This window comes from Lentzea indica, from assembly GCF_012184385.1.
Taxonomy (GTDB): domain Bacteria; phylum Actinomycetota; class Actinomycetes; order Mycobacteriales; family Pseudonocardiaceae; genus Lentzea; species Lentzea indica.
In genome coordinates this window covers 1-22492 of sequence record NZ_VSRL01000085.1, presented here as the reverse complement: position 1 = coordinate 22492, position 22492 = coordinate 1, and the positions used below count along the sequence as shown (strand labels likewise).

The following is a 22492-nucleotide window of genomic DNA, read 5'->3' as shown; positions in this document are numbered from 1 at the left end:
TCGATGTTGGCGGTACTTGCAGACGTTGTTACCGCCGAGCCGGCTGGAACAGCGGCTCCGAAGCCACCGCCGCCGGCAGGAACGGGTTCGGGTTCGCCGGGCACACGGTCCCGACGGGCGGCAGCGTGCCGTTGAGCAGGTACGCGTTCGTGTGTTCGGTCGCGCACTTGCTCAGCCCGTACGCCGTGTGCCCCCAACCCGCGTAAGCGAGCAGACGACTACCGGCGAGCTGCCGGTTCACGGCCTGCGCGCCGCGGAAGTCCGTGACGCCGTCGAAGTGGTTGCCCACCACCAGAACCGGCGCGCTGGTGCGGGTGCGCCACGGTCCGGTGAAGCGGTCGTGGTTGACCGGCCAGTTCGCGCACGCCGCGTTGCCCCACCACCAGGCAGGCCCGAACTCCGAACCCGCTGCGGCGTAACGGGAAGTCGCCCGGTACGCGCCGAAATCGCGCGGGAACTCGATGTCCGCGCACACGTTGCCGTTGTAGGCGTCGAACCCGTTGTCGTAGTCCGGTTCCGCCGCAACGGAAACCCCGGCCGCCGCATCGGACAGCTGATCGAACAGCGTGGCGGCGTCCGGCCAGCTGCGCGGGTTGTACATCGCGCCGATCGCGGTACTGATCACCGCGTCGTAGGTGTACAGCCGGTCGCCGAGCTGGATCGGCTTGGCGCGCACGGAGCTCAGCAACGCGTCCCAGCGCTTCTCCGACCGGGGACCGAAGACGCACGCGGCCTCGTCGCAGTTGCGGAGGAACTCGCGGAACTCCTCCTTGGTCGCGATCCGGTCGGACTTGATCTGCCATCCGCTCGACCACAGCTCCGGGTTGAGCACGCCGTCGACCACGAGTGCGCGGATGTTGCCGGGGAAGAGGTTCGCGTAGGTGGCACCGAGGTACGAGCCGTACGAGAAGCCCAGGTAGCTGATCTTGCGGTCACCGGCGGCGCGGCGCAGCAGGTCCATGTCCCGCGCCACGTCCGCGGTGCTCATGTGCCGCGCGATCGCCTGGTCGTCCCGGCACTCCGGGCCGAGCGAGCGGTACCTGTCGAAGTACGGCCGCTCCTGCGCCACCTGGTACGGGAAGCCGGGGATCCCCTCGAAGAACTTGTCGAGGTCGGCCTCGCTCTTGAAGCAGTGCAACGGATCCGACCGGCCGATGCCGCGAGGGTCGAAACCGACGATGTCGAACCGGCCCTGCAGGTTCGCCGACAGGGCGTTGCCCGCCCTGATCGCGAAGTCCACGCCGGAACCGCCCGGTCCGCCGGGGTTGAGGAACAACGACCCGATCCGGCGCGCCTTGTCCGTCGCCGGCTTGCGCGCCAACGCGACCGTGGTGGTGGCACCGCGCGGGTTGTCGTAGTCCAGCGGCACCTTCACCGAGGCGCACTCGAAGCCGGGATGTTCCGGTCCGCAGGCCGCCCAGCCGATCTTCGGGACGGAGACCCCTCCCGATGCCTGTACGGCGGGCGTACCCGTGATCATGAGCGCGGCCGCGGCGGCCAGCACGGTGAATCGCATCGACAAGCTCCCCTCTTGTCCGCAGAGGGGCCATTCCTACCTGCTCGCTCCAGGCCCGTCGACCGCCGAAAGTCGTGACCGCCAGGTCAGTCCTGTCGTCGATGCTTCTGGCGAACACCCAGGTGGTCGGCGATCTGGTCGTGGATGGGCGTGCTCATCACGATCGGGCTCGATGGTGGCGCCTGCGGTGTCGGCCCTGGCGTGTCCTGGTTTTCAGGCATGCGAGCAGCGTAGGCATCGTCATCGACCCCTCAAGCACGCTGATCAAGGAATCACACTCGACATACCCCAAGAGGTGAATCCGCATCCCCCGATCCATACCGAGGGTGGCAGTCCGCCCCTGCTACAGGACCACCCGTGGGTGTTCCCGATGGAGGTACCCCGATTGCCCGGCGACGTGGAATCTCATCCGACGGACGCTCCGTTTGCGTGATCTCGTGGCGATGCTGAACGATCGGGCTCATCGCCGGACGAACGGGGAGCGTGACGATGGTCAGCGGCAAGCCGGGCGTCGCCAAGCGGCAGCTCATCCTGCTCACCGGCAGGGCGCACCCGGAGCTGGCCGAGGCCGTGGCCAAGCACCTCGGCGTCGCCATCACGCCGCAGGCCGCCTACGACTTCGCGAACGGCGAGATCTTCGTCCGCTTCGAGGAGTCGGTGCGCGGCGCGGACGCGTTCGTGATGCAGAGCCACATCGCCCCCATCAACGACTGGCTGATGGAACAGCTGCTCATGGTCGACGCGCTCAAACGCGCCTCCGCCAAGCGCATCACCGCGGTCGTGCCGTCGTATCCGTACGGGCGCCAGGACCGCAAGTACGCCGGGCGTGAACCCGTCTCGGCACGGCTCGTCGCCGACATGTTCAAGACCGCCGGCGCGGACCGGATCGTGACCGTCGACCTGCACACCGCGCAGGCCCAGGGCTTCTTCGACGGCCCGGTGGACCACCTGCACGCCATGTGGCTGCTCACCGACCACGTCCGCGCCAGGTACCAGAGCGAGGACCTCACGATCGTGTCGCCGGACGCCGGTCGCACCAGGCTCGCCGAGAAGTGGGCCGACCTGCTCGGCGGGTGCCCGATCGCGTTCATCCACAAGACCCGCGATCCGTTGCGCCCCAACGAGGTCATGTCCAACCGCGTCGTCGGTGACGTCGAAGGACGTACGTGCGTCGTGGTCGACGACATGATCGACACGGCGATGACGAGCACGACGGCGGCCAAGCAGCTGCTGGAGCAGGGCGCGAAAGACGTCGTCCTGGTGGCCACGCACGGTGTGCTGTCGGGCGACGCGCACGAGCGGCTCATCGCGAGCAAGGCGCGCGAGGTGATCGTCACCGACACCCTGCCGATCCCGCACGAGCGGCGGTTCCCCGGGATGACCGTGCTGAGCATCGCGCCGCTGCTGGCGCGGGCGATCCAGGAGGTCTTCGAGGACGGCTCGGTCACCAGCCTGTTCGACGGAAACGCCTGACCGGGAAGCACTCCCGGCCGTCCCGTGTTGGTATGGGACATGGGCAACGAGCAGCGTGGCCGGGTGCGCGTCGAGCACTCGGCGAAGCGGGTCCGTACGTACTTCGGTGGCGAACTGGTCGCGGACACGACCTCGCCGCGCCTGGTCTGGGAGATCCCGTACTACCCGGCCTACTACCTGCCGCTCTCTTCCGTGCGCGTCGAGCTGAAGCCGACGGGGGAGACGAAGCACTCGCCGAGCAGGGGCGAGGGCGTGCTCCACGACGTGGTCACGGCCGGGGGCACCGCCGAGGGTGCGGCGCTGACCTACCCGGACTCGCCGATCGAGGAGCTGCGAGACCTCGTCCGGTTCGAGTTCGCGGCCATGGACGAGTGGCTGGAAGAGGACGAGCCGATCTACGTCCACCCACGCGACCCGTACACGCGGGTCGACGTCCTGGCCAGCTCACGGCACGTTCGAATCGCGCTCGACGGGGTGACACTGGCGGCGTCGTCGCAGCCCCGGATCCTGTTCGAAACGGGCCTTCCACCGCGGTACTACCTGCCGTTGAGCGACATTCGGTTCGATCTGCTCAGGCCGTCCGACACGCAGACGCACTGCCCGTACAAGGGGACCGCCACGTACTGGTCGGTCGAGGTCGGCGGGAAGGTCCACGAGGATCTCGTGTGGATCTACCGCGCGCCGCTGCCCGAGAGCCAGAAAGTCGCTGGAACGGCGTGCTTCTACAGTGAGAAGGTTGATCTCTACCTCGACGGTGAGCTCCAAGAGAAGCCGAAATCCCCCTGGTCGTAGGCGACGTACTTCACACTCTGCAAAGTTGCAGTGACTGCAAAACAATCCTGTACTCTTGCCCCGTGAATCAGCCGGGGGAGAGCCTGCGCGACCGCAAGAAGCGCCGCACGCGTGCCGCGCTCGAGCGTGCGACCGTGCGTCTCGCCGCCGAGAGGGGCTACGACCACGTCACGGTCGAGGAGATCGCCGCCGAGGCCGATGTCTCGGTGCGCACGTTCTTCAACTACTTCGCGAGCAAGGACGAGGCGCTCATCGGCGCGGACCCGGAAGCGGGTCCGCGCATGGCCGAACGCATCCTGGCCGCGTCGGACGAGGTCACGCCGTTCGAGGCGTACCGGCAGTCGGTGCTCGCTGAGATCACCGACGAGCTGAACAACGCCCGCGACCTGTGGCTGCTGCGCAAGGAAGTCCTCATGCAGCGGCCGGACCTGCTGGTCCGCGCGTTCGCCAACAGCGCGGAGTCCGAGCGGCTGCTCGCGAACGCGGTGGGACGGCGGGCAGGGCTGCCCGAGTCCGACCTGTACCCGCGACTGCTGGTCGCTGCCGGGAGCGCTGCGTTCCGCTGTGCGGTAACGCGCTGGGCGCTCGACGACAGCGTCGCGTTGGGTGACCTGGTCGGCGACGCGCTCGAGCTGTTCGGCACCGGGCTGGCTCACGTACCGCCGCACCACCACGAAGGGGGATCATGACCACCACCGAAACCGAAGTGGCACCAGTCCACAGCAGACGCGACGTCGTTCAGGCCATGTGGGGCCTGATGCTCGGCATGTTCGTCGCGATCCTGGCCGGCACCGTCGTGTCGAACGCGTTGCCGCGCATCGTCGCCGAGCTGAAGGGCTCGCAGTCGATCTTCGCCTGGATCGTCACGGTCGAGCTGCTCGCGATGACCGCGACCGTGCCGCTGTGGGGCAAGCTCGCCGACCTCTACAGCCGCAAGCTGCTGATCCAGGCGTCGCTGAGCCTGTTCGTCGTCGGTTCGCTGATCGCGGGCTTCTCGCAGAACATCGAGATGCTCATCGTCAGCCGCGTGGTGCAGGGCCTGGGCGCCGGTGGCGTCACGGCACTCGCGACGATCGTGATGGCCGCGATGATCCCGCCGCGTGAGCTCGGCAAGTACTCCGGCATGTTCGGCGCCGTGTTCGGCGTCGGCACCGTCGCGGGCCCGCTGATCGGCGGCGTCCTCGTCGACACGTCGTGGCTGGGCTGGCGCTGGTGCTTCTTCATCGGCATCCCGTTCACCCTCGCCGCGATCTGGCTGCTCCAGCGCACCCTGCACCTGCCGGTCGTGCGCAAGGAGGACACGAAGATCGACTATCTGGGCGCGTTCCTGATCGTGTCCGGTGTCTCGACGCTGCTGATCTGGTCCTCGCTGGCCGGCCAGAAGTTCGACTGGTGGTCGGGCTGGACCGCGGGCCTGGTGGCGCTGGGCGTCCTGCTGCTGGTGGCGGCCGTCCGCGTCGAGGCCACGGCGCACGACCCGATCGTGCCGCTGTCGATCTTCCGCAACCGCACCGTGTCGCTGACGACCATCGCCAGCGCCCTGGTCGGTGTCGCGATGTTCGGCGGCACCGTGTTCCTCTCGCAGTACTTCCAGCTGTCGCTCGGCAAGACGCCGACCGAGGCCGGTCTGCTGGGCCTGCCGCTGATTCTCGGCCTGCTGATCTCGTCGACCGTCGCCGGTCAGCTGATCACGAAGTACGGCAAGTGGAAGGCCTTCCTGGTCGCCGGTGGCGTCGTCATGGTCGGCGGCATGCTGCTGCTGTCCACGATCACCGCGACCACGACGGTGTTCATGGTGTCCGTGGACATGTTCGTGCTCGGCGTCGGCGTCGGCCTGATGATGCAGAACCTCGTCCTGGCGGCGCAGAACGACGTGCCGGCCAAGGACCTGGGCGCGACCACGTCGACGCTGACGTTCTTCCGCTCACTGGGCGGCGCGATCGGCGTGTCGGCGCTGGGCGCGGTGCTGGCCACCAAGGTCTCGTCGCTGGCCGCCGAGAAGTTCGGCCCGATGGGCGGTGCCTCCGGTGGCGGCCAGGTGCCGGACCTCTCGGTGCTGCCACCGGAGGTCAAGGCCGTGATCGCCGAGATCTACGCGACGGCAACCGCGGAGATCTTCCTGGTGGGCGCGCCGTTCGCGGTGCTGGCACTGCTGGCCGTGCTGTTCATCAAGGAGAAGCCGCTCAAGGAACAGAGCGGTGACGACAGGCTGGCGGCGGAGATGGCCGCGGGCCACTGATTGCAGGCTTGCAGAGAGCGGACCCCTGACTTTCGTCGGGGGTCCGCTCTGTCTTTCGGGCCGGGTTTCCCCGGCCCGCGCTCCTTACGTTCTTGTTCATGAACATCATCTTGGGGGCGGCGCTCGCGCTGTTCGTTTCCTCCTACACGGCTGAAGCTTCCTTTCCCGGTGTGGCTGTCGCGATCACCAAGGGGGATCAGGTGATCGCGGTCGAGGGCTACGGGCACGACTCGACGGGTGCGCCGATCACCGGGAACTCGAAGATGGCGATCGCGTCGGTGAGCAAGTCGTTCACAGCGCTGGCGGTCAGGCAGCTGGCCGACGCGGGCAAGATCGATCTGGACCGTCCGGTCTTCGACTCCCGCGTCACCGCGCGCCAGCTGCTCAGCCACACGTCGGGCATCAGCGACCGCACTTTGCCGGAGAAGAGCCTGCCGCAGCCGAACACGCCCGCAGAGGCGGTGGAGCGGGCCCGGGAGGCCTTGCGCTCTGCCGTGCCTGACGGCGAATTCCGTTACACCAACACCAACTACCACCTGGCCGCACGGCTGGTCGAGCTGGCGTCCGGCGAGAAGTTCAACGACTACCTGCGCGCGCACGTCTTCGAGCCTTTGGGCATGCGCGACACGGTCGCGATCGACATGACTCCACGAGATCTCCCGCAGGACTACCGCAAGGGTCACGGCTACGCCTACGGGTTCTCGGTGCCGCTTGCCGAGACGGACCGGTTCGTCTCGGGTTCCGACGGGGTGATCAGCACCGCCGCGGACATGGCGAAGTGGCTGGCCGCGCAGAAGACGCTGGCGCCGCAGGACGGGATGGGCTGGAAAGCGGACTCGCAAGGACGCTTGCGGCACAGCGGGATCTGGTTCACCGGCACGGCCGGTCAGCTGCTGACGTCGTCCGGCTACGGCATCGCGGTCATGTCCAACAGCGGCGTCACGCTGGGCAACGAGGGCACGTACGAGCTGGAGAACGGCATCGCGGACATCCTCGACGGCAAGACCCCGCCGGAGCCTTCGTCGTACCGGCTGCTGATCGATCTCGTGCTGGCCGCGTTGACGTTGTTGTCGGTGGCGTTGTGCGTTCGCGCGCTGCGGCGGCCTCGTAGGCTGCACAAGGCGTGGCAGGTGCTGAGGTTCGTTCCGCTCGGTGTGCTGCTGGCGTCGCCCGCGTTGCTGGGACTGCTGTACGGCGGGCGGGACATGTCGTTCTACCAGCTGATGCACTACTCGCTGCCGCTCGTGGTGTGGTTGGGCGTGTCCAGCGTGATGAACATCAGCGTGGCGGTGGTGAGGTGGAGGCGATGAGGACGGCTGCGCTCGCGGGATGCGTCGCGGCGGCGGTGGCGGTCTCGTTCGCCATGCACGACAACGTTCCACCGTGGACGGCCGCGGTGTGGGTGCCGTTGTTCGTGATCTCGTTCCTGCTCGGGCGCCGCACCGCGTCCGGCTGGGCGGCACTGGTGCTGGCGGGGGCGGTCGCCGGTGGGCTGATGGGTCTCGTCCGTGGTGGGGCTGGCGGTCGCGCTGCCGTGGTTCCTCGGACGCGCCGCACACCAGCAGGCCGCGCTGGCCGCCGCCACCGTCGAGGCCGCTCACCTGCGGGAACGCACCCGCATCGCGCACGAGGTCCACGACACGCTCGGACACGAGCTGAGCCTGCTGGCCCTGCAGGCGGGCGCTTTGGAGATGACCCTGCCTCCTGGGCACCAGGCGGCCGCCGCTCAGCTTCGGGTGACCGCCTCTGCTGCCACGGAACGGTTGGCGGACCTGGTGTTCCTGCTGCGCGACGGCGATCCGCCCTCGGCGGAGGACCTGCGGGATCTCGTGGACCGCGCGGTGGCGGCCGGGATGCGTGTCGAGTTCACAGTGGAGGGACCGGTTCCGTCCACTGTGGAGCGCACGGTGCATCGGGTGGTTCAGGAAGCGTTGACGAACGCCGCCAAGCACGCACCGAAGTCCGTGGTGGCGCTGAAGGTGACGACGGCCGATGCCACCACGGTGGTGGAGGCGAGCAACGACACAGGGCTGCGCCGTGGTGCGGGCAGCCGGTTGGGCTTGATCGCGTTGCGGGAACGGGTGCGGCTCGCCGGAGGTACGCTCCGGATCAGCCGTGGTGACGGCAAGTTTGAACTTGTCGCGGTGTTACCGCACTCGGGGGAGTCGTGATTCGCGTTCTGCTCGCCGACGACGAGGCGATGGTGCGTGCGGGCGTGCGCGCCATCCTCGGTTCGGATCAGGCGATCGAGGTGGTGGCGGAGGCTTCCGACGGTCGCGAGGCGATCGATCTGGCGCTCAAGCACCGGCCGGACGTCGTGCTGCTGGACATCCGGATGCCTCGCCTCGACGGGCTGGAAGCGGCGAAGGAGCTGGCGCGGCTGGGGTTCGGCGTCGCGATGCTGACGACGTTCAACGACGACGGCTACCTCGAACGGGCTTTGGACGGCGGTGCTCGCGGGTTTCTGCTGAAGTCGGGTGATCCGCGCGAGCTGATCGCGGGTGTGCACGCGCTGGCGTCCGGTGGCGCCTACCTGGCGCCCAAGGTGGCGGCCAGGATGATCAGCCGGTTCCGCGGCGGCCGGATCAGCGAGTCCCGCACCCGCGTGGAGGCGTTGACCGCGCGGGAACGGGACGTGCTGGCGTTGCTGGGGGAAGGGCTGTCGAACGCGCAGATCGCGCGTCGGCTGAACCTGGTCGAGGGCACGGTGAAGGGGCACGTGAGCGCCATCCTGACCCGGCTCGGGGCGGAGAACCGGGTGCAGGCGGCGATCGTGGCGCACGAAGCCGGTCTGAGGTCGTGAGCCTCAGATCGGGAAGTGGCCGTGTCCTCCTGCGATGGTGACCCAGCGGGTCGCGGAGAAGGCCTCGATGCCCCACCTGCCACCGAACCTGCCGTAACCACTGGCCTTGACGCCACCGAACGGCACCTGCGGTTCGTCGTCGACGGTCTGGTTGCCGACGTGCACGATGCCCGTGCGGATCCGGCGCGCCAGGGCGAAGCCACGTCGCGAGTCCTCGGTGAGAATGCCTGCGGTCAGGCCGTGCTCGGTGTCGTTGGCGATCGCGACCGCCTCGTCGTCGTCCGCGACGGTCGTCACGACGACGGCCGGGCCGAAGATCTCCTCGTTGAAGATCCGCATGGCCGGGGTCACCCCGTCCAGGACGGTCGCGCTCCCGTTCTCGCCCGCCCGGACACGAGCACCTTCGCTGACCGCCTCGGCGACCAGTGCGGCCACGCGTTCGGCGGCGCGCGGGGTGATCACCGGGCCGATCACCGTGCCGGGATCGGCAGGGTCGCCGTGGGGAAGCGAGGCGACCTTGGCGGCAAACTTCGCCGTGAACTCCTCCGCCACCGCCTGATGCACCAGGATCCGGTCGGCCGACATGCAGATCTGGCCGGCGTTGTAGAACGCGCCGAACGTCGCCGCGTCGACCGCGTGGTCGAGATCGGCGTCGTCGAGGATCAGCAGGGAGTTCTTGCCGCCGAGCTCCAGCACGGCCGGCTTGAGGTGTTGCGCGGCAAGGGTTCCGACGATCCGGCCGACCTCGGTGGAGCCGGTGAAGTTCACGACGCGCACCCTCGGATCGGTGATCAACGCGCGTGCGACCTCCGCCGCGTCCTCGGGTGCGTTCGTGACGACGTTGAGCACGCCCGCCGGCAGCCCGGCCTCGTGCAGCACGTCGGCGATCAGCAGCCCGGCCGCGATCGGCGCGTCCTCGCTCGGCTTGAGCACCACCGTGTTGCCGGCGGCGATCGGCGCGGCGACGGCCCGCGTGCTCAGGATGACCGGGGCGTTCCACGGCGCGAACGCCGCGACCACGCCGAGCGGCTCACGAACCGCGAGCGACAGCTGACCCGGCGTCTCCGTCGTCAGCACCTCGCCGACGGGCTGGGTGACCGCGGCGGCCGCCTCGCGCAGGATGTTGGCCGCCAGCATCACGTTGAACCCGGCCCACCCGGCGACACCACCGACCTCCTGTGCCATGAGGCGGATGACTTCCGGCGTCCTGGCAGCCAGGTCGTCCGCCGCCCGCAGGAGAATGCCGCGCCTCGTGGACGGCGATGTCGCCGACCACTGCGCGAACGCCTCCTGCGCGGCGTCGACAGCACGCGTGACGTCCGCGGTTCCCGCAGCGGCGACAACGGCGTGCACCTCACCCGTGAACGGGTTGAGATCATCTGTCGTGCGGCCGTCCAGCGCGGGAACGCTTTCGCCGCCGATGAAAAGCTCACGTGATTCGCTTGCCACGGTTGAAGATTCAAGCGGTAAGCGGGCGGATCATCCAAGCCCGGCTTCCGGTGGGTGGAAACCGGACTCCAGCGTCCGGCCGATGCCCCGTGCCGCCACCTGCAGCGCCGCGACCAGCCGTGCCCGCACTTTCCGCAGGTCCGGCACCACGATGCCCAGCGCGGCGATGACATGCCCGTCCACCTCGACCGGTACGGCCACACTGCAGGCCCCGAGTGTCATCTCCTCGAACGTCTGCGCGTACCCGTCGCGCCTGATGCGGTGCAGCTGCGCCCGCATCCGCGCAGGCTCGGTGACCGTGTACGCGGTCAGCCGCGTCAGCCCGTGCGCGAGCACCTCCTCCTGCACCTCCGCCGGCGCGTGCGCGAGCAGCACCTTTCCAACCCCGGTCGAGTGCAACGGCAACCTGCTGCCCGTCGAGCTCACGATCGGCACCGACGCGTGACCAGACACCCGATCGAGGTACAGGACCTCCGTCCCCTCCCGCACGGCCAGGTGCACCACCGCTCGCGTGGCGGCGTGGATGTCGTGCAGGAACGGCTCCGCGACCCGGCTCAGATCCACCTCGCCCGCCGCGAGGAGGCCCAGCCGCCAGATCCGCCGCCCGATCACGTACTCCCCGGACTCCAGCCGCCGCACCGCACCCCACGCCTCCAGCTCGGCCAGCAACCGGTGCGCGGTGCTGATCGGCAGCCCGCTGCGCCGCGCGATGCCGCTGAGCGTCTGGCGGCGGTGGCGCGTGTCGAACGTGCCGAGCAGCGACAGCAGTTTGGCGGAGACGGTGGCGGCCATCCGCGAATTCTGCCTGGTCCGGCTCCGCGCCGCGGCGCACCTACTATCGGCTGGTGGCCGGAACACAAGAGGGAAAACTCCGTGCGCTGCACCGGGCACTCGCCGCGCACCCCAACGAGCCCGTGTTGTTCGCCGACCTGATCCGGGAGGTCTGGGGCGAGAATCCACCCGCGGGGCCGCTGCCCGCGTTGCGAACGCTGGTGAAGCGGCTGCGCCGGTCCATTCCGGACGAGATCGTCACCGACGCGTCCGGGTACCGCTTGAAGGTGCGCACACCGGGGCCGTGTCAGCTGCCCGCGGACCTGCCGGACTTCGTGGGTCGCGAGCACGAGCTCAAACGCCTGGAACAGCAAGAGGACCTGATCGCGATCACCGGGCCGCCCGGTGTCGGCAAGACGGCGCTGGCGGTAAGGCTCGCGCACCGGTTGCGGGAGCGGTACTTCGACGGGCAGCTGTACGTGAACCTGCGTGCGTTCGCCGCCGGGCCGCCGGTCACTTCGGGGCAGGCGCTCAGCGGGTTCCTGCGGGCGCTGGGGGTGTCGCAGGCGGCGATTCCGGCGAGCCTCGACGCGCAAGTCGAGCTGTACCGCAAGAAGCTCGACGGCAAGCGGGTGCTGGTCGTGCTCGACAACGCCTTCGCGGACGCGATCGAGCCGTTGCTGCCGGCCAGGCCGGGGTGCCTGGCGATCGTCACCAGCCGGCACGACCTGCCGGGCCAGCTCCGGCTCGACGTGCTGGGCGACGATGCCGCGCACGAGTTGCTGACCGGCATGCGCGTCGGAGGCACGCCAGAGGAACGCGCCGAGCTCGTCCGCCTGTGCGCGCACCTTCCGCTCGCGTTGCGCATCGCGGGAGCCAACGTGGGGCACGGGCACATCGAGGACTACCTGGACGGTCTGCGCGGCGACCGGCTGGACGTGCTGGAGATCGACGGCGACACGGCCGTGCGGGCCACGTTCGACCTGTCCTACCGGGCGCTCACCAGCGAGGCCAAGCGCGTGTTCCGGCTGCTCGGACTGCCTCCCGGCACGGACATCGGGCTCGACGCGGCCACGGCGCTCGCGGGACGGGATCCCGGACCGGAGCTCGGCGAACTGGTGCGGGCCGGGCTCGTCGACCACATCGGCGTTCGCTACCAGCTGCACGACCTCATCCGGTTGTTCGCCGCCGACGCCGCGGACGACGACGATCAGGCCGGGCTGCTCGCCATGTACGCGTGGTACCTGAGGACCGCCCACAACGCCGTCAGCCAGATCGTGCCCGAGACGAGCCTCCTGACCGAACCCGACCTGGACGGGCCGAGCCTGACGTTCGAAGGCAGGGACGACGCGGGGGCCTGGCTCGAGGAGGAACACTCCAACCTGGTCGCCGCGGTGGTCGCCGCACCATCGCCGTACTCGCAGCAACTCGCCGACGCCCTGCGGATCTACCTGCACATCGGCCGGTTCGAGACCGACAAGGCAGTGGTGTTCCGCGCGGGGCTGCGCACCGCGCGGGCGGCGGGCGACTCCGCCGGGCAGTGCGCCGCACTGTTCGGCCTGGGCATGGCCTGGTGGGCTCGCGGCGAGTACCCCGACGCGCTCAACAGCTACGCGGAGGCGCTGGAGAACGCGCACACCCCGTTCGCCGTGGCGTCCATCAGGAACGCGATCGGGATCGTGCACCTGGAGATGGGCGAGACCCGGCAGGCCGACGAGCACTTCGCCGCGGCGTTGAAGATCCGGCGGGAGATCGGCGACGAACGTGCCGTCGGCAGCTCGCTGATGAACCTCGGCATCTCCCACGGCACACGCGGTGAACTGCGCAAGGCGGCCGAGTTCATGCAGGAGGGCAAGGACATGAGCGTCCGGCTCGGGCTGTACAACCAGGCCGCGATCGCACTGGACAACCTCTCCGTGGCCTACTTCGAGCTGGGGGAGCTGGACAGGGCCCTGGCCACGAGCATCGAGTCGGTGCAGCTGCACACCAGCCAGGACCAGCAACGCGCCCTCGCCAACGCCCTGGCCAGTCTCGCCCGCATCCACGCCGAACGCGGAGAGGTCGCGGAGGGGCTCGATGTGGCACAGCGGTGCTTCGACGTGGCACGGGAGGTCGAGTACCCCAAGGCGCGGATCGACTGCCTGGTCGCGATGGCCGTGCTGGAACCGGAGAAGGCGAAGCAGCACGCGGGAGAGGCGGTCGAGCTCGGCCGCAAGATCGGCTACGGGCCCGGCGTGATCACCGCGTCGATCCTGCTCGCCCAGGCCATGGAGTCGGTGGAGCTGATCGACGAGGTGCTCGTCTCGATCCAGGAGACCGACAGCCTCATGGACCACTCACGCGCGTTGCTGGTCCGTGCGCGCATCACCCGTTCCGCTGACACGGCACGGGAAGCGCTGACGGTCGCCGAGGAGCGCGGCCAGGCGAAAGTCGCTTTGGACGCGCGATCGTTCCTGGCGACACTGGGCGCGTGACGTTCCTCGGTGAGGGCTGGGACAGCACGGCTGACCTGGTCGGCGGACGGTGGGTGGAACGGCGGCCGCGCCGTGCGGAGATCGGCCCGCAGCTCGTGCGCGAGTCGGTGGTGATGCCGTGGCTCGCGCCGCTGCTGCCGTTGCCCGTGCCCGTTCCTGTTGTCGTCTCGCGGGAGCCGCTGGTCGTGCGGCACGAACTGGTGCCCGGCGACGAACTGGCGACGTTGAACGCCGTGCAGGGCCGGCAGCTGGGCGAGTTCCTGCTGGCCCTGCACGCGGTACCGGTGGAGGAGGCTGTGCGGCTCGGCGTCGGGTCGATGCCGCTGCCGGTGGAGCGCTTCTGCGACGAGGTGCGGGTGCCGGGCGGTGAGGAACTCCTGGCCAGGATCGACGGTCTGCCTGTGGACACGCTCGTCCACGGCGACCTCGGCCCCGAGCACGTGCTGGGGCGCGACGGCGTGCTGACCGGCGTGATCGACTTCGGCGACCTGCACGTCGGGGACGCGGCGATCGATTTGGCGTGGGCGTTGAACTCCACGCCACGGGAGTTCGCGGACGCGCTCGCTTCGGCGTACGGCGTGACGGACGCTGCGGGAGCGGGCGTTGATCTGGCACCAGCTCGGACCGTGGCACGAAGTGCTGTACGGCAACGACATCGGTGATCCGCGGGTGGCGGCGGAGGGGCTGGCGGGCGTGCGTGACCGGCTGCGCATCGGGGTATCCCCAGGCTGAAAGCCACCGTCTGAAGGAGTGGGAAAGATGCCCTGGGTTCGCCGGCACCGCCGCAGCGCGCCGTACAGCTGGTTCCGCACCACCACGGTCCGCAGCCACTACCGCAGACCGTCGGGCGGGTTCCTGATCCCGGTCCTGGTCGCGGTCGCGGTGATCGTGCTGCTCATCGCGCTCTTCTGAGGGTAGGGTCGAGGGCATGGGACAGTTGGGTGAGTTGTTCCCGGGACGCAAGGTCCGCAGCGAGGCGACGGACTCCGGCACCGGCGAGGACTACGAGGAGACCGGTCCGCTCGACCTCACCGCGGGAGCCGTCCGGCTGAGGCCGCGCCCGAAGCCCGCGCCAGAGCCCGAAAGCACGGACTGATCACCGGTACTACCCTTGGCCGGTGCTCGCCGGCCTGCTCTTCCTCATCCCCGCCTCCTTCTTCGCCTACGGGATGGTGCGCGACCGTCGCAGGCTGAGCAACGCGGTCTGGCTCGGCATCACGCTGCTGATGCTCCTGCTGTTGCTGGCGGAGGCCGGGCAGGACAACCCGGTGCTGAGCCTGCCGCTGGTGCTCGCGTTCGTGCTGGCCGTGGTGGGCCTGTTGCTGCTTCCACTGGCGTTGCTGGCCAACGGTTTGGTGATGGTCCGCCGTGAAGGCCGGTCGCTGGGCAACCTGCTGTCGCTGCTCGCCGGCCTGGCCCTGCTGGGCGAGATGGTCTACTTCGCCTGGGGCATCAGCCAGCCCAACGACTGGATCCGCGGCAGCGCGATCGGGCTTTTCCTCGTGTCGGCGTACATCGCGTTCCTGTTCGTGAGCCTCCTTCTGTACTCGATGGTCTACGGCCGCACCGGTCGTCGCAGCGGGTTCGACGGCATCGTGGTGCTCGGCGCCGGGCTGATCGGATCGCGCGTGCCTCCGCTCCTCGCCAACCGGCTCGACCGCGCGCTGCGGCTGTACCGGCGCGACCGTGAGGCCGGCCGGTCACCCGTGATCGTCGTGTCGGGCGGGAAGGGCGCGGACGAAGAGGTGTCCGAGGCCTTCGCGATGCGGGAGTACCTGCTCGAACGCGGCGTGCCCGCGGACGACGTGGTGCTGGAGGACCAGGCGACCACGACAGCCGAGAACCTCCGCTACAGCAAGTCCTTGCTCGCCGAACGCGGTCTCACCGGCCGGGTCGCCGCCGTCACGAACAACTACCACGTGTTCCGCACCGCCGTGCTGTCCCGCAAGGAAGGGCTGCGGCTGCAGGTCATCGGCGCGCCGACGGCCTGGTACTTCGTGCCCAGCGCGTTCCTGCGGGAGTTCGTGGCGCTGCTGGTCCGCAACCCGGTCGTGCACGGGCTGGCGTGCGCCGTGCTGATGGCGGGCGGGCTCGCGCTCACCCAACTCGGCTAGCGCTTCCAAGCGGTCGTGGGTGGGGAATGACCGCGCCTGAAGTTGATGAGGGGAGCTATCCCAAACGTGAGGGTGGATGAAAGCTCCCTTCCTCGGTTCTCAGACCAGCTGCGGCGCTGTTACTAAATTCTTGACGTACGGGTGGGCGGGGGTGCGTCAGTGCGACGGCGTAGGCGGCGCCTTCGAGCGCTTGACCACATCGGGGTCGGGATTGGATGAAATGATTGATAGCCCATTTAACCCAGGCTTTCCGCTGAAGCAGCTGATCTAATCAATCATTTCTCCCTGTCTGGAGTCTCCTTTCATCCTTCCGGTGTGATCATTAGACCGGTTAGGTCGTATTTCGGCTCACTGTGTTGACCGACCTGTCGAGATCGAGATACTCGGTGCATGCGAAAAACGAAGAAAAGACTCGCTATCCTCGCCGCAGCGGTCGCAGCCGTTGTGGTGGGCGCACCCGCTGCGCACGCCGCCGAGACCGACCAGGCCGAGGCGCGGTCAGCCGCGTCGCCGTCCTCGCCGCAGCGGCTAGCGGGCGACTTCAACGGCGACGGCAGAGCAGAAATCGCCGTCTGGCGTCCCAGTGACGGCGTCTGGTACGTGCGCGGCCTGTTCAACGTGCAGTGGGGTGTCGGCGGTGACATCCCGGTCGCTGCGGATTTCAATGGCGACAGCATCACCGACATCGCCGTGTGGCGGCCGAGTAACGGTGTCTGGTATGTGCGAGGGATCGCGACGGTGCAGTGGGGCGAAGGCGGCGATGTTCCGGTCGTAGGCGATTACAACGGGGACAATCGGGCCGACTTCGCGGTGTGGCGTCCCAGTGACGGCGTCTGGTACGTGCGCGGCCTGTTCAACGTGCAGTGGGGTGATGGCGGCGACGTTCCGGTCGTAGGCGACTTCAACGGTGACAACAGGACGGATTTCACGGTCTGGCGGCCGAGTAACGGTGTCTGGTACGTGCGTGGGATCGCGACGGTGCAGTGGGGCGAAGGCGGCGATATCCCCGTGACCGGTGACTTCAACGGTGACAACAGGACGGATTTCACGGTCTGGCGGCCGAGCAACGGTATCTGGTACGTCAGGGATATCGCGGCCATGCAATGGGGCGTCGGCGGCGACGTTCCGGTGGCAGCCGATTTCAACGGTGACAACAGGACGGATTTCACGGTCTGGCGGCCGAGTGACGGCAACTGGTTCGCACGCGGATTGTTCATGGTGCAGTGGGGTGTAGGCGGGGACGTTCCCGTGTAGCCGCAAACAACTGAGTCGGTGACCCGCACAGCGTGGGTCACCGATTCAGTGACGCGCCACTCCAGTGGCTTGGGCTGCACGCACCGCGCCCGCGGAAGCCTGGGCCGACCGGTTCGACGGATTCCGAAACGCGGAGCCCGGCGCGATCACCGCGTCGCTACTACGTATGTGGGGCAGCAGAAGTTCTCCCGGGCCGACACCACCAACGCCGCACGACAGGGGCGCGGTACCAACTGGGCGAGCATCCGCAAACGACGTGTGGAGCACACGATCGGACGGAGCAAGATCGACGATGCGAGGTAGGGAGACCTATCCCGGCACGACGGTTCCTGGGTGGCTTCCACGCGTTGAAGCCGCCCAGGACGCACATAGCGGCCGGTCACCGTCCACCCGCCGTGACGGCAGGTCAGACGTGGTGAACCGGGGGCCTGACAAGTGCGCAGGTGAGATCTGCCCCCCGGTAGAGGCTGGCGAGACCCCTCTTACGAGCACGCCCCGGCCGCCTGACCCAATGCGGCAGGTAACAAGTAGGTCACCGAATGGGCCAACCCTGAGGTTTGTGAAAGCTCCATTCATCAACGGGTCCTGCGTCTGGTGCCGGTGAACGTTGTGCGGCTCAGCCGGCGAGCGGGCTGAACCTCATGATCCAGTTCGTCTCCCAGGTCGCGCCCCCGTCGTAGGAGAACTGCTGCTGCCAGACGGGCTCGGAGCCCGCCGTCCAGTCGAACCGCAGCTTCACCGCCTGCCCTCCGACCACGTCGTCACCGAAGAACACCCCGTGCCCGTCGGTGAAACGGCCCTCCAGCGGCGGGTCGAGGTGGCCGGGAGCGCGGGTGGAGGCCCACCAGATGCGCCAGACCTGCCGTGCGGGGTCGTACTGGCGCAGCGTCATGCCCTCCCAGTCCGCGGCGCGGAGGCTCTCCACGTTGGCAGCGCCGCCGAGGATCGGCCTGACCTCGGTCTCCGCGTCGAACTCGACCCACTCGGTACCGCGTCCGGGGATGTCGGCGATCTTGCGGTTGGCCACGCGCCAGCGCCCGTGGAAGAAGTCGAAATCGTTCTCACTCATGGGAGGGACGCTAGAACGGCATCACTGACAACCAATGTCAGTGATCACCTGTTGACGTAAAGGTCTGGACCATTTTACCGTTCGGGGCAGTGGCCGCCGCCCTAGCCAGGAGGTCCTTCCCTTGCGCCTGCTCACCAGAGTGGTCCCGGTGCTAGCCCTGTTAGCCGGCACCGTGATAGCCGTGACCAACGCCCCCACGGCCGCCGCAGCCCACGAGGACTGCCGGCCGGACGGGCTGTACAAGACGCCGGGCGTCGAGGTGCCGTACTGCACCGCCTACGACACCGCCGGCCGCGAGAACATGGGGGACAAGTCCCGCCGTGTGATCGGGTACTTCACCAGCTGGCGGACCGGCAAGAACGGTCAGCCTGGCTACCTCGCCAAGGACATCCCCTGGACCAAGGTCACGCACCTGAACTACGCGTTCGCGCACATCGACGCGCAGAACAAGATCTCGGTCGGTGCGAACGACGCGAACAACTCGTCCATCGGCATGGAGTGGCCTGGCGTTCCCGGCGCCGAGATGGACCCGTCGCTGTCCTACAAGGGGCACTTCAACCAGCTCACCAAGTTCAAGAAGCAGCATCCGAACGTCAAGACGCTGATCTCCATCGGCGGCTGGGCGGAGACCGGTGGCTTCTTCAACGCGGACGGCACGCGCAACGCTTCGGGCGGTTTCTACAAGCTCGGGCAGAACCAGGCGGCGATCGACACGTTCGCGGACAGTGTCGTCGGCTTCCTGCGCCAGTACGGGTTCAACGGCGCTGACATCGACTACGAGTACGCGACGTCGAACAACCACGCGGGCAACCCGGACGACTTCTGGATCTCCAACGCCAACCGCGGCACGCTGTGGGCCGGCTACCAGGCGATCATGAAGACGTTGCGCGAAAAGCTCGACCGGGCCGGCGCGGCCGACGGCAAGCACTACATGCTGACCGCCGCGGTTCCCGCCTCCGGCTGGCTGCTGCGCGGCCAGGAGTCGTACCAGGTCGTCAAGTACCTCGACTACCTCAACGTCATGAGCTACGACCTGCACGGCTCGTGGAACCACTTCGTCGGCCCGAACGCCTCGCTCTACGACGACGGCAAGGACGGCGAGCTCTCTGCCGGTGGTGTCTACACGGCGCCGCAGTACGAGGGCATGAGTTACCTCAACACCGACTGGGCGTACCACTACTACCGCGGTGCCATGCAGGCCGGACGCATCAACATCGGCGTGCCGTTCTACTCGCGCGGCTGGCAGGGCGTCACCGGTGGCACGAACGGGTTGTGGGGCAAGGCCGCCTTGCCCGATCAGTCGAAGTGCCCGCCCGGCACCGGTTCGTCGGTCGGCTCGACCACCCCGTGCGGTAACGGCGCGACCGGCATCGACAACATCTGGCACGACGTCACCGCCGGTGGCGCCGAGGTTCCGTCTGGTGTGAACCCGTTGTGGCACACCAAGAACCTCGAAGCCAAGGTCACCGGTTCGTACTCCTCGCAGTACGGCCTCGACCCGGTCAACGACCCGGCGGACCGCCTGACCGGCACGTACACGCCGTACTACGACTCGACGCTGAAGGCGCCGTGGCTGTGGAACAACGACAAGAAGGTGTTCCTCTCCACCGAGACCGAGCAGTCGATCGCGGAGAAGGCCAAGTACGTCAAGGACAAGGGCCTCGGCGGCATCATGATCTGGGAGCTCGCCGGCGACTACAGGTTCGACTCCGCGAAGAACGAGTACTTCATCGGCGACACGTTGCTGTCGGCCATCAACACCGGCCTCAACGGTGCCGCGCCCTACGGTGCCTTGAAAGCCACGACGCAGCAGACCCAGTCGCTCGCGGTCGACGTGGACGTCCACGGCTTCGCGCTGGGCGACAACAACTACCCGATCACGCCGAAGATCAAGTTCACGAACCGGTCCCAGGTCACGATCCCCGGTGGCACGAAGATCTCGTTCGACTACAGCACCAGCGCGCCCGGCAGCATGGCCGACCAGTCCGGGTTCGGGCTCAAGGTCGTGACGAAGGGGCACAGCGGCTCGAACGTCGGCGGCCTCAAGGGCGACTTCCAGAAGGCCGAGCTCACGCTCCCGTCGTGGCAGTCCCTCGCACCGGGCGCGTCGATCGAGATGACGGTCAGCTACCAGCTGCCGATCTCGACGCCGTCGAACTTCGTGTTCACCTTCGGCGGCCAGTCGTACGCGATCACGGCCGACTACCCGAAGATCGGCGGCGGCAACCCGCCGACCACCACGTCCACGACCACCACCACCACGACCACCTCGAACCCTCCGGCCTGCGCGCCGCCGGCGTGGGAGAGGGACAATGTCTACACCGGCGGCAACGAGGTGTCGCACAAGGGCCGCAAGTGGCGGGCCCAGTGGTGGACGCAGAACGAGGAACCCGGCACCACCGGTGAGTGGGGCGTCTGGCGCGACCAGGGCGCCTGTTAGTCCCTCCTGATCAGGCGCGGGCCTTTAGGCTGTCCGGTGTGACCGCCAAAGACCCGCGCCTGCAGGAGCTCGTCCTGCTTCGCAAGGTCCGCGACCGGATCGACCGCGAGTACCGGCAGCCGCTCGACGTCGCGGCGCTGGCTCGCGGCGTGCACCTGTCCGCGGGGCATCTCTCCCGCGCGTTCCGCGCCGCGTTCGGCGAGTCGCCCTACAGCTACCTGATGACCCGCCGCATCGAGCGGGCCATGACCCTGCTGCGGCGCGGCGACATGTCTGTCACCGACGTCTGCTTCGAGGTCGGCTGCACGTCGCTCGGCACGTTCAGCACGCGGTTCTCCGAGCTCGTCGGCATGTCGCCGAGCCAGTACAAGAAGGTCGCGGGCGAGGACGGTCACGGCATCCCGAACTGCCTGGCCAAGGCCGTCATGCGGCCGATCAGGAATCGAGAAGCGGCGGCCGGGTCGTCCGATTAGGTTGACCGCCATGTCAGTCATCATCGCCGCGGCCTTCCTGCCCGCAGACGACCCAGAGAAGTCCCTCGGCTTCTTCCGCGACGCGCTCGGCTTCGAGGTCCGCCAGGACGTCGGCCAAGGCACCATGCGCTGGATCACCGTCGGGCCCCCCGACCAGCCGGAGACCGGGATCGTGCTGCACCCGCCCGCCGCCGACCCCGGCGTGAGCGAAGAGGAGCGCCGCACGATCGCCGTCCTGATGGCCAAGGGCGTCTACACGGCCATCTCGCTCGCCTCCAAGGACCTGCAGGGCACGTTCGACCGCGCCAAGGCGTGGGTCGAGAAGGAAGGCGTGGCGGAAGTGCTGCAGGAGCCGGAGGACCAGCCGTGGGGTGTGCGGGACTGCGCGTTCCGCGACCCGGCAGGCAACCTGGTGCGTATCAACCAGCGGTGACGCAAGGCGCGCTGTGAGTACGGACCAGCGCGATGACGGCCGGCGGCGGAAACTCCTTCCGCCGCCCGGTCCAATGTTCGACGTGTTCGACGGCAACGCGTGAATATGTCAATTCTTCTGCCGTGAGGCGCATGGTCTGGTGTGCCTAGGATAAGTCGAGTGGAAGACGAATTGAATGACAGTTCGCCATCCGGTAAACCTGACAAATTGACTGCGGCATTCGCCATTCAAGCTGCAACGGAGCAGTTCAGTGCTCTGATCGGCAGAACGCCGGAAGCTGTTTCGGGGATACGCGCGCTGCCGGACGGCGGTTGGTCGGTGCTGATCGACACGGTCGAATTGGAACGTATTCCGGCAACCACCAGCATCATCGCCACCTATCGCGTCGACGTCGACGCGACCGGTGGGCTGTCCGGCTGCGAACGGCTCAGGCGTTACACCCGTGGGACGACCGACATGTGACGGGACGGTAATAGGTGGACAACAGACCCAGTTCACTCGCCGACACGTTGGAACGCGTCTTGGACAAGGGCGTGGTGATCGTCGGCGACATCGCCGTCTGCGTGGTGGACATCGAGCTGCTCACGCTGCGGGTGCGGTTGTTCGTCGCCTCCGCGCAGACCGCCCGTGAGATGGGCATGGACTGGTGGACGGACGACCCGTTCTTCTCACCGAAAGCGGTGGACCGGTCGATCGGCACGCAGGAGCTGGCCCAGCAGAACGCCGAACTGCGCGATCGCGTCGCGGAGCTGGAGCGCGCACTGGAGGGGAAACGACCATGAGCCGCGGCCTGTACGCCTACGCGATCACCAAGGATCGGTCGCTCGACCTGGCAGGGCCCTGGATGATCGGCCACCGCGGACTGGCACTCGTCGTGGCCGAGGTCGAGCTCGGTCTGTTCGCCGGGCTCGAGTTCGAGGAGGCCACGGAGGACAGCCCGCTGGCCGTGCTGGCGCGTTATCACGACGCCGTGGTGCGCGCCGTGTTCGAGCACGAACCGGTGCTGCCGCTGCGGTTCGGCACCGTCCTCGACGGCATCGACGCCGCCGTGCGCCTGCTCAGCGCTCGCCACGAGGAGGCGCTGGCGTGGCTGGACCGGGTGGACGGGCGGCGGGAGTGGGGCGTCCGGGTGCGAGCGGCCGCACCCGCGCCGGTGGACCTGGACGCGCTGTCGGGAACCGCTTACCTGGCA

The 22492-nt window shown here is 68.3% G+C and carries 24 protein-coding genes; 19 read left to right on the top strand and 5 right to left on the bottom strand.

The window, feature by feature from the left end; genetic code table 11:
- Positions 1-28: 28 nt before the first annotated feature.
- Entirely contained in the window at positions 29-1516 is a 1488-nt protein-coding gene (locus FXN61_RS23195; RefSeq protein WP_167976145.1) for an alpha/beta hydrolase, read from the bottom strand.
- An 86-nt stretch (positions 1517-1602) separates the two neighbouring features.
- Positions 1603-1737 (bottom strand): hypothetical protein, encoded by a 135-nt coding sequence (locus tag FXN61_RS54475; RefSeq protein ID WP_281360598.1) that lies wholly within the window; start codon positions 1735-1737, stop codon positions 1603-1605.
- A 268-nt stretch (positions 1738-2005) separates the two neighbouring features.
- Here FXN61_RS54475 and FXN61_RS23190 point away from each other — a divergent pair, with 268 nt between their 5' ends.
- The 7 genes from FXN61_RS23190 to FXN61_RS23160 all read left to right on the top strand — a co-directional run bounded on the left by FXN61_RS23190 (position 2006) and on the right by FXN61_RS23160 (position 8823).
- Complete coding sequence (locus FXN61_RS23190) at positions 2006-2989, top strand: ribose-phosphate diphosphokinase (protein WP_167976158.1); 984 nt, start codon at positions 2006-2008, stop codon at positions 2987-2989.
- Between the two features lie 39 nt (positions 2990-3028).
- Positions 3029-3781 carry a DUF427 domain-containing protein gene (locus tag FXN61_RS23185; protein WP_167976144.1) on the top strand — a complete coding sequence of 251 codons (753 nt, stop codon included), beginning with the start codon at positions 3029-3031 and terminating at the stop codon, positions 3779-3781.
- Between the two features lie 62 nt (positions 3782-3843).
- A complete protein-coding gene (locus tag FXN61_RS23180) occupies positions 3844-4470 on the top strand; it encodes a TetR/AcrR family transcriptional regulator (RefSeq protein ID WP_167976143.1) in 627 nt (208 codons plus the stop codon).
- Positions 4467-6020: an MDR family MFS transporter gene (locus FXN61_RS23175; protein WP_167976142.1), complete on the top strand. Its 1554-nt coding sequence runs from the start codon at positions 4467-4469 to the stop codon at positions 6018-6020. Before FXN61_RS23180 ends, FXN61_RS23175 begins: the two co-directional genes overlap by 4 nt.
- A gap of 98 nt (positions 6021-6118) precedes the next feature.
- A complete protein-coding gene (locus tag FXN61_RS23170) occupies positions 6119-7330 on the top strand; it encodes a serine hydrolase domain-containing protein (protein WP_167976141.1) in 1212 nt (403 codons plus the stop codon).
- A gap of 198 nt (positions 7331-7528) precedes the next feature.
- Positions 7529-8191 (top strand): sensor histidine kinase, encoded by a 663-nt coding sequence (locus FXN61_RS23165; RefSeq protein ID WP_167976140.1) that lies wholly within the window; start codon positions 7529-7531, stop codon positions 8189-8191.
- On the top strand, positions 8188-8823 hold the full coding sequence (locus tag FXN61_RS23160; protein WP_167976139.1) for a response regulator: 636 nt from the start codon (positions 8188-8190) through the stop codon (positions 8821-8823). Before FXN61_RS23165 ends, FXN61_RS23160 begins: the two co-directional genes overlap by 4 nt.
- 3 nt (positions 8824-8826) lie before the next feature.
- On the opposite strand, the gene FXN61_RS23155 is transcribed toward FXN61_RS23160, so the two are convergent.
- Both FXN61_RS23155 and FXN61_RS23150 read right to left on the bottom strand, forming a co-directional pair.
- On the bottom strand, positions 8827-10272 hold the full coding sequence (locus FXN61_RS23155; protein WP_167976138.1) for an aldehyde dehydrogenase family protein: 1446 nt from the start codon (positions 10270-10272) through the stop codon (positions 8827-8829).
- Between the two features lie 30 nt (positions 10273-10302).
- Positions 10303-11064 (bottom strand): IclR family transcriptional regulator, encoded by a 762-nt coding sequence (locus tag FXN61_RS23150; RefSeq protein WP_167976137.1) that lies wholly within the window; start codon positions 11062-11064, stop codon positions 10303-10305.
- A 53-nt stretch (positions 11065-11117) separates the two neighbouring features.
- Between FXN61_RS23150 and FXN61_RS23145 the strand changes: the two genes are divergently transcribed.
- The 6 genes from FXN61_RS23145 to FXN61_RS23120 all read left to right on the top strand — a co-directional run bounded on the left by FXN61_RS23145 (position 11118) and on the right by FXN61_RS23120 (position 16885).
- Positions 11118-13517, top strand: coding sequence for an ATP-binding protein (locus FXN61_RS23145; protein ID WP_167976136.1), 2400 nt, complete (start codon positions 11118-11120; stop codon positions 13515-13517).
- Positions 13514-14179 carry a phosphotransferase gene (locus FXN61_RS23140; RefSeq protein ID WP_312877934.1) on the top strand — a complete coding sequence of 222 codons (666 nt, stop codon included), beginning with the start codon at positions 13514-13516 and terminating at the stop codon, positions 14177-14179. The genes FXN61_RS23145 and FXN61_RS23140 overlap by 4 nt, the downstream gene beginning before the upstream one ends.
- Before the next feature lie 97 nt (positions 14180-14276).
- Entirely contained in the window at positions 14277-14429 is a 153-nt protein-coding gene (locus FXN61_RS23135) for a hypothetical protein (protein ID WP_167976135.1), read from the top strand.
- 16 nt (positions 14430-14445) lie between these two features.
- Complete coding sequence (locus FXN61_RS23130; protein ID WP_167976134.1) at positions 14446-14613, top strand: hypothetical protein; 168 nt, start codon at positions 14446-14448, stop codon at positions 14611-14613.
- Between the two features lie 22 nt (positions 14614-14635).
- The gene (locus FXN61_RS23125) at positions 14636-15631 is read left to right on the top strand and encodes a YdcF family protein (RefSeq protein WP_312877933.1); all 996 of its coding nucleotides are present in this window, start codon (positions 14636-14638) and stop codon (positions 15629-15631) included.
- Between the two features lie 390 nt (positions 15632-16021).
- Entirely contained in the window at positions 16022-16885 is an 864-nt protein-coding gene (locus tag FXN61_RS23120) for a VCBS repeat-containing protein (protein ID WP_167976133.1), read from the top strand.
- A 616-nt stretch (positions 16886-17501) separates the two neighbouring features.
- Here the strand turns inward: FXN61_RS23120 and FXN61_RS23115 are convergent.
- Entirely contained in the window at positions 17502-17954 is a 453-nt protein-coding gene (locus FXN61_RS23115; RefSeq protein ID WP_167976132.1) for a hypothetical protein, read from the bottom strand.
- 181 nt (positions 17955-18135) lie between these two features.
- On the opposite strand from FXN61_RS23115, the gene FXN61_RS23110 reads away from it, so the two are divergent.
- From FXN61_RS23110 to FXN61_RS23085, 6 genes are all read left to right on the top strand, one after another.
- Positions 18136-20394, top strand: coding sequence for a glycosyl hydrolase family 18 protein (locus FXN61_RS23110; RefSeq protein WP_312877932.1), 2259 nt, complete (start codon positions 18136-18138; stop codon positions 20392-20394).
- 38 nt (positions 20395-20432) lie between these two features.
- A complete protein-coding gene (locus tag FXN61_RS23105) occupies positions 20433-20867 on the top strand; it encodes a helix-turn-helix transcriptional regulator (RefSeq protein WP_376770710.1) in 435 nt (144 codons plus the stop codon).
- 10 nt (positions 20868-20877) lie between these two features.
- Complete coding sequence (locus tag FXN61_RS23100) at positions 20878-21300, top strand: VOC family protein (RefSeq protein ID WP_167976131.1); 423 nt, start codon at positions 20878-20880, stop codon at positions 21298-21300.
- A gap of 159 nt (positions 21301-21459) precedes the next feature.
- Positions 21460-21762 carry a gas vesicle protein GvpO gene (locus FXN61_RS23095; RefSeq protein WP_312877931.1) on the top strand — a complete coding sequence of 101 codons (303 nt, stop codon included), beginning with the start codon at positions 21460-21462 and terminating at the stop codon, positions 21760-21762.
- 14 nt (positions 21763-21776) lie between these two features.
- Positions 21777-22082 (top strand): gas vesicle protein, encoded by a 306-nt coding sequence (locus tag FXN61_RS23090; RefSeq protein WP_167976130.1) that lies wholly within the window; start codon positions 21777-21779, stop codon positions 22080-22082.
- On the top strand, positions 22079-22492 hold a 414-nt coding region (locus tag FXN61_RS23085), incomplete at its 3' end, for a GvpL/GvpF family gas vesicle protein (RefSeq protein WP_188135378.1). The genes FXN61_RS23090 and FXN61_RS23085, both read left to right, overlap by 4 nt.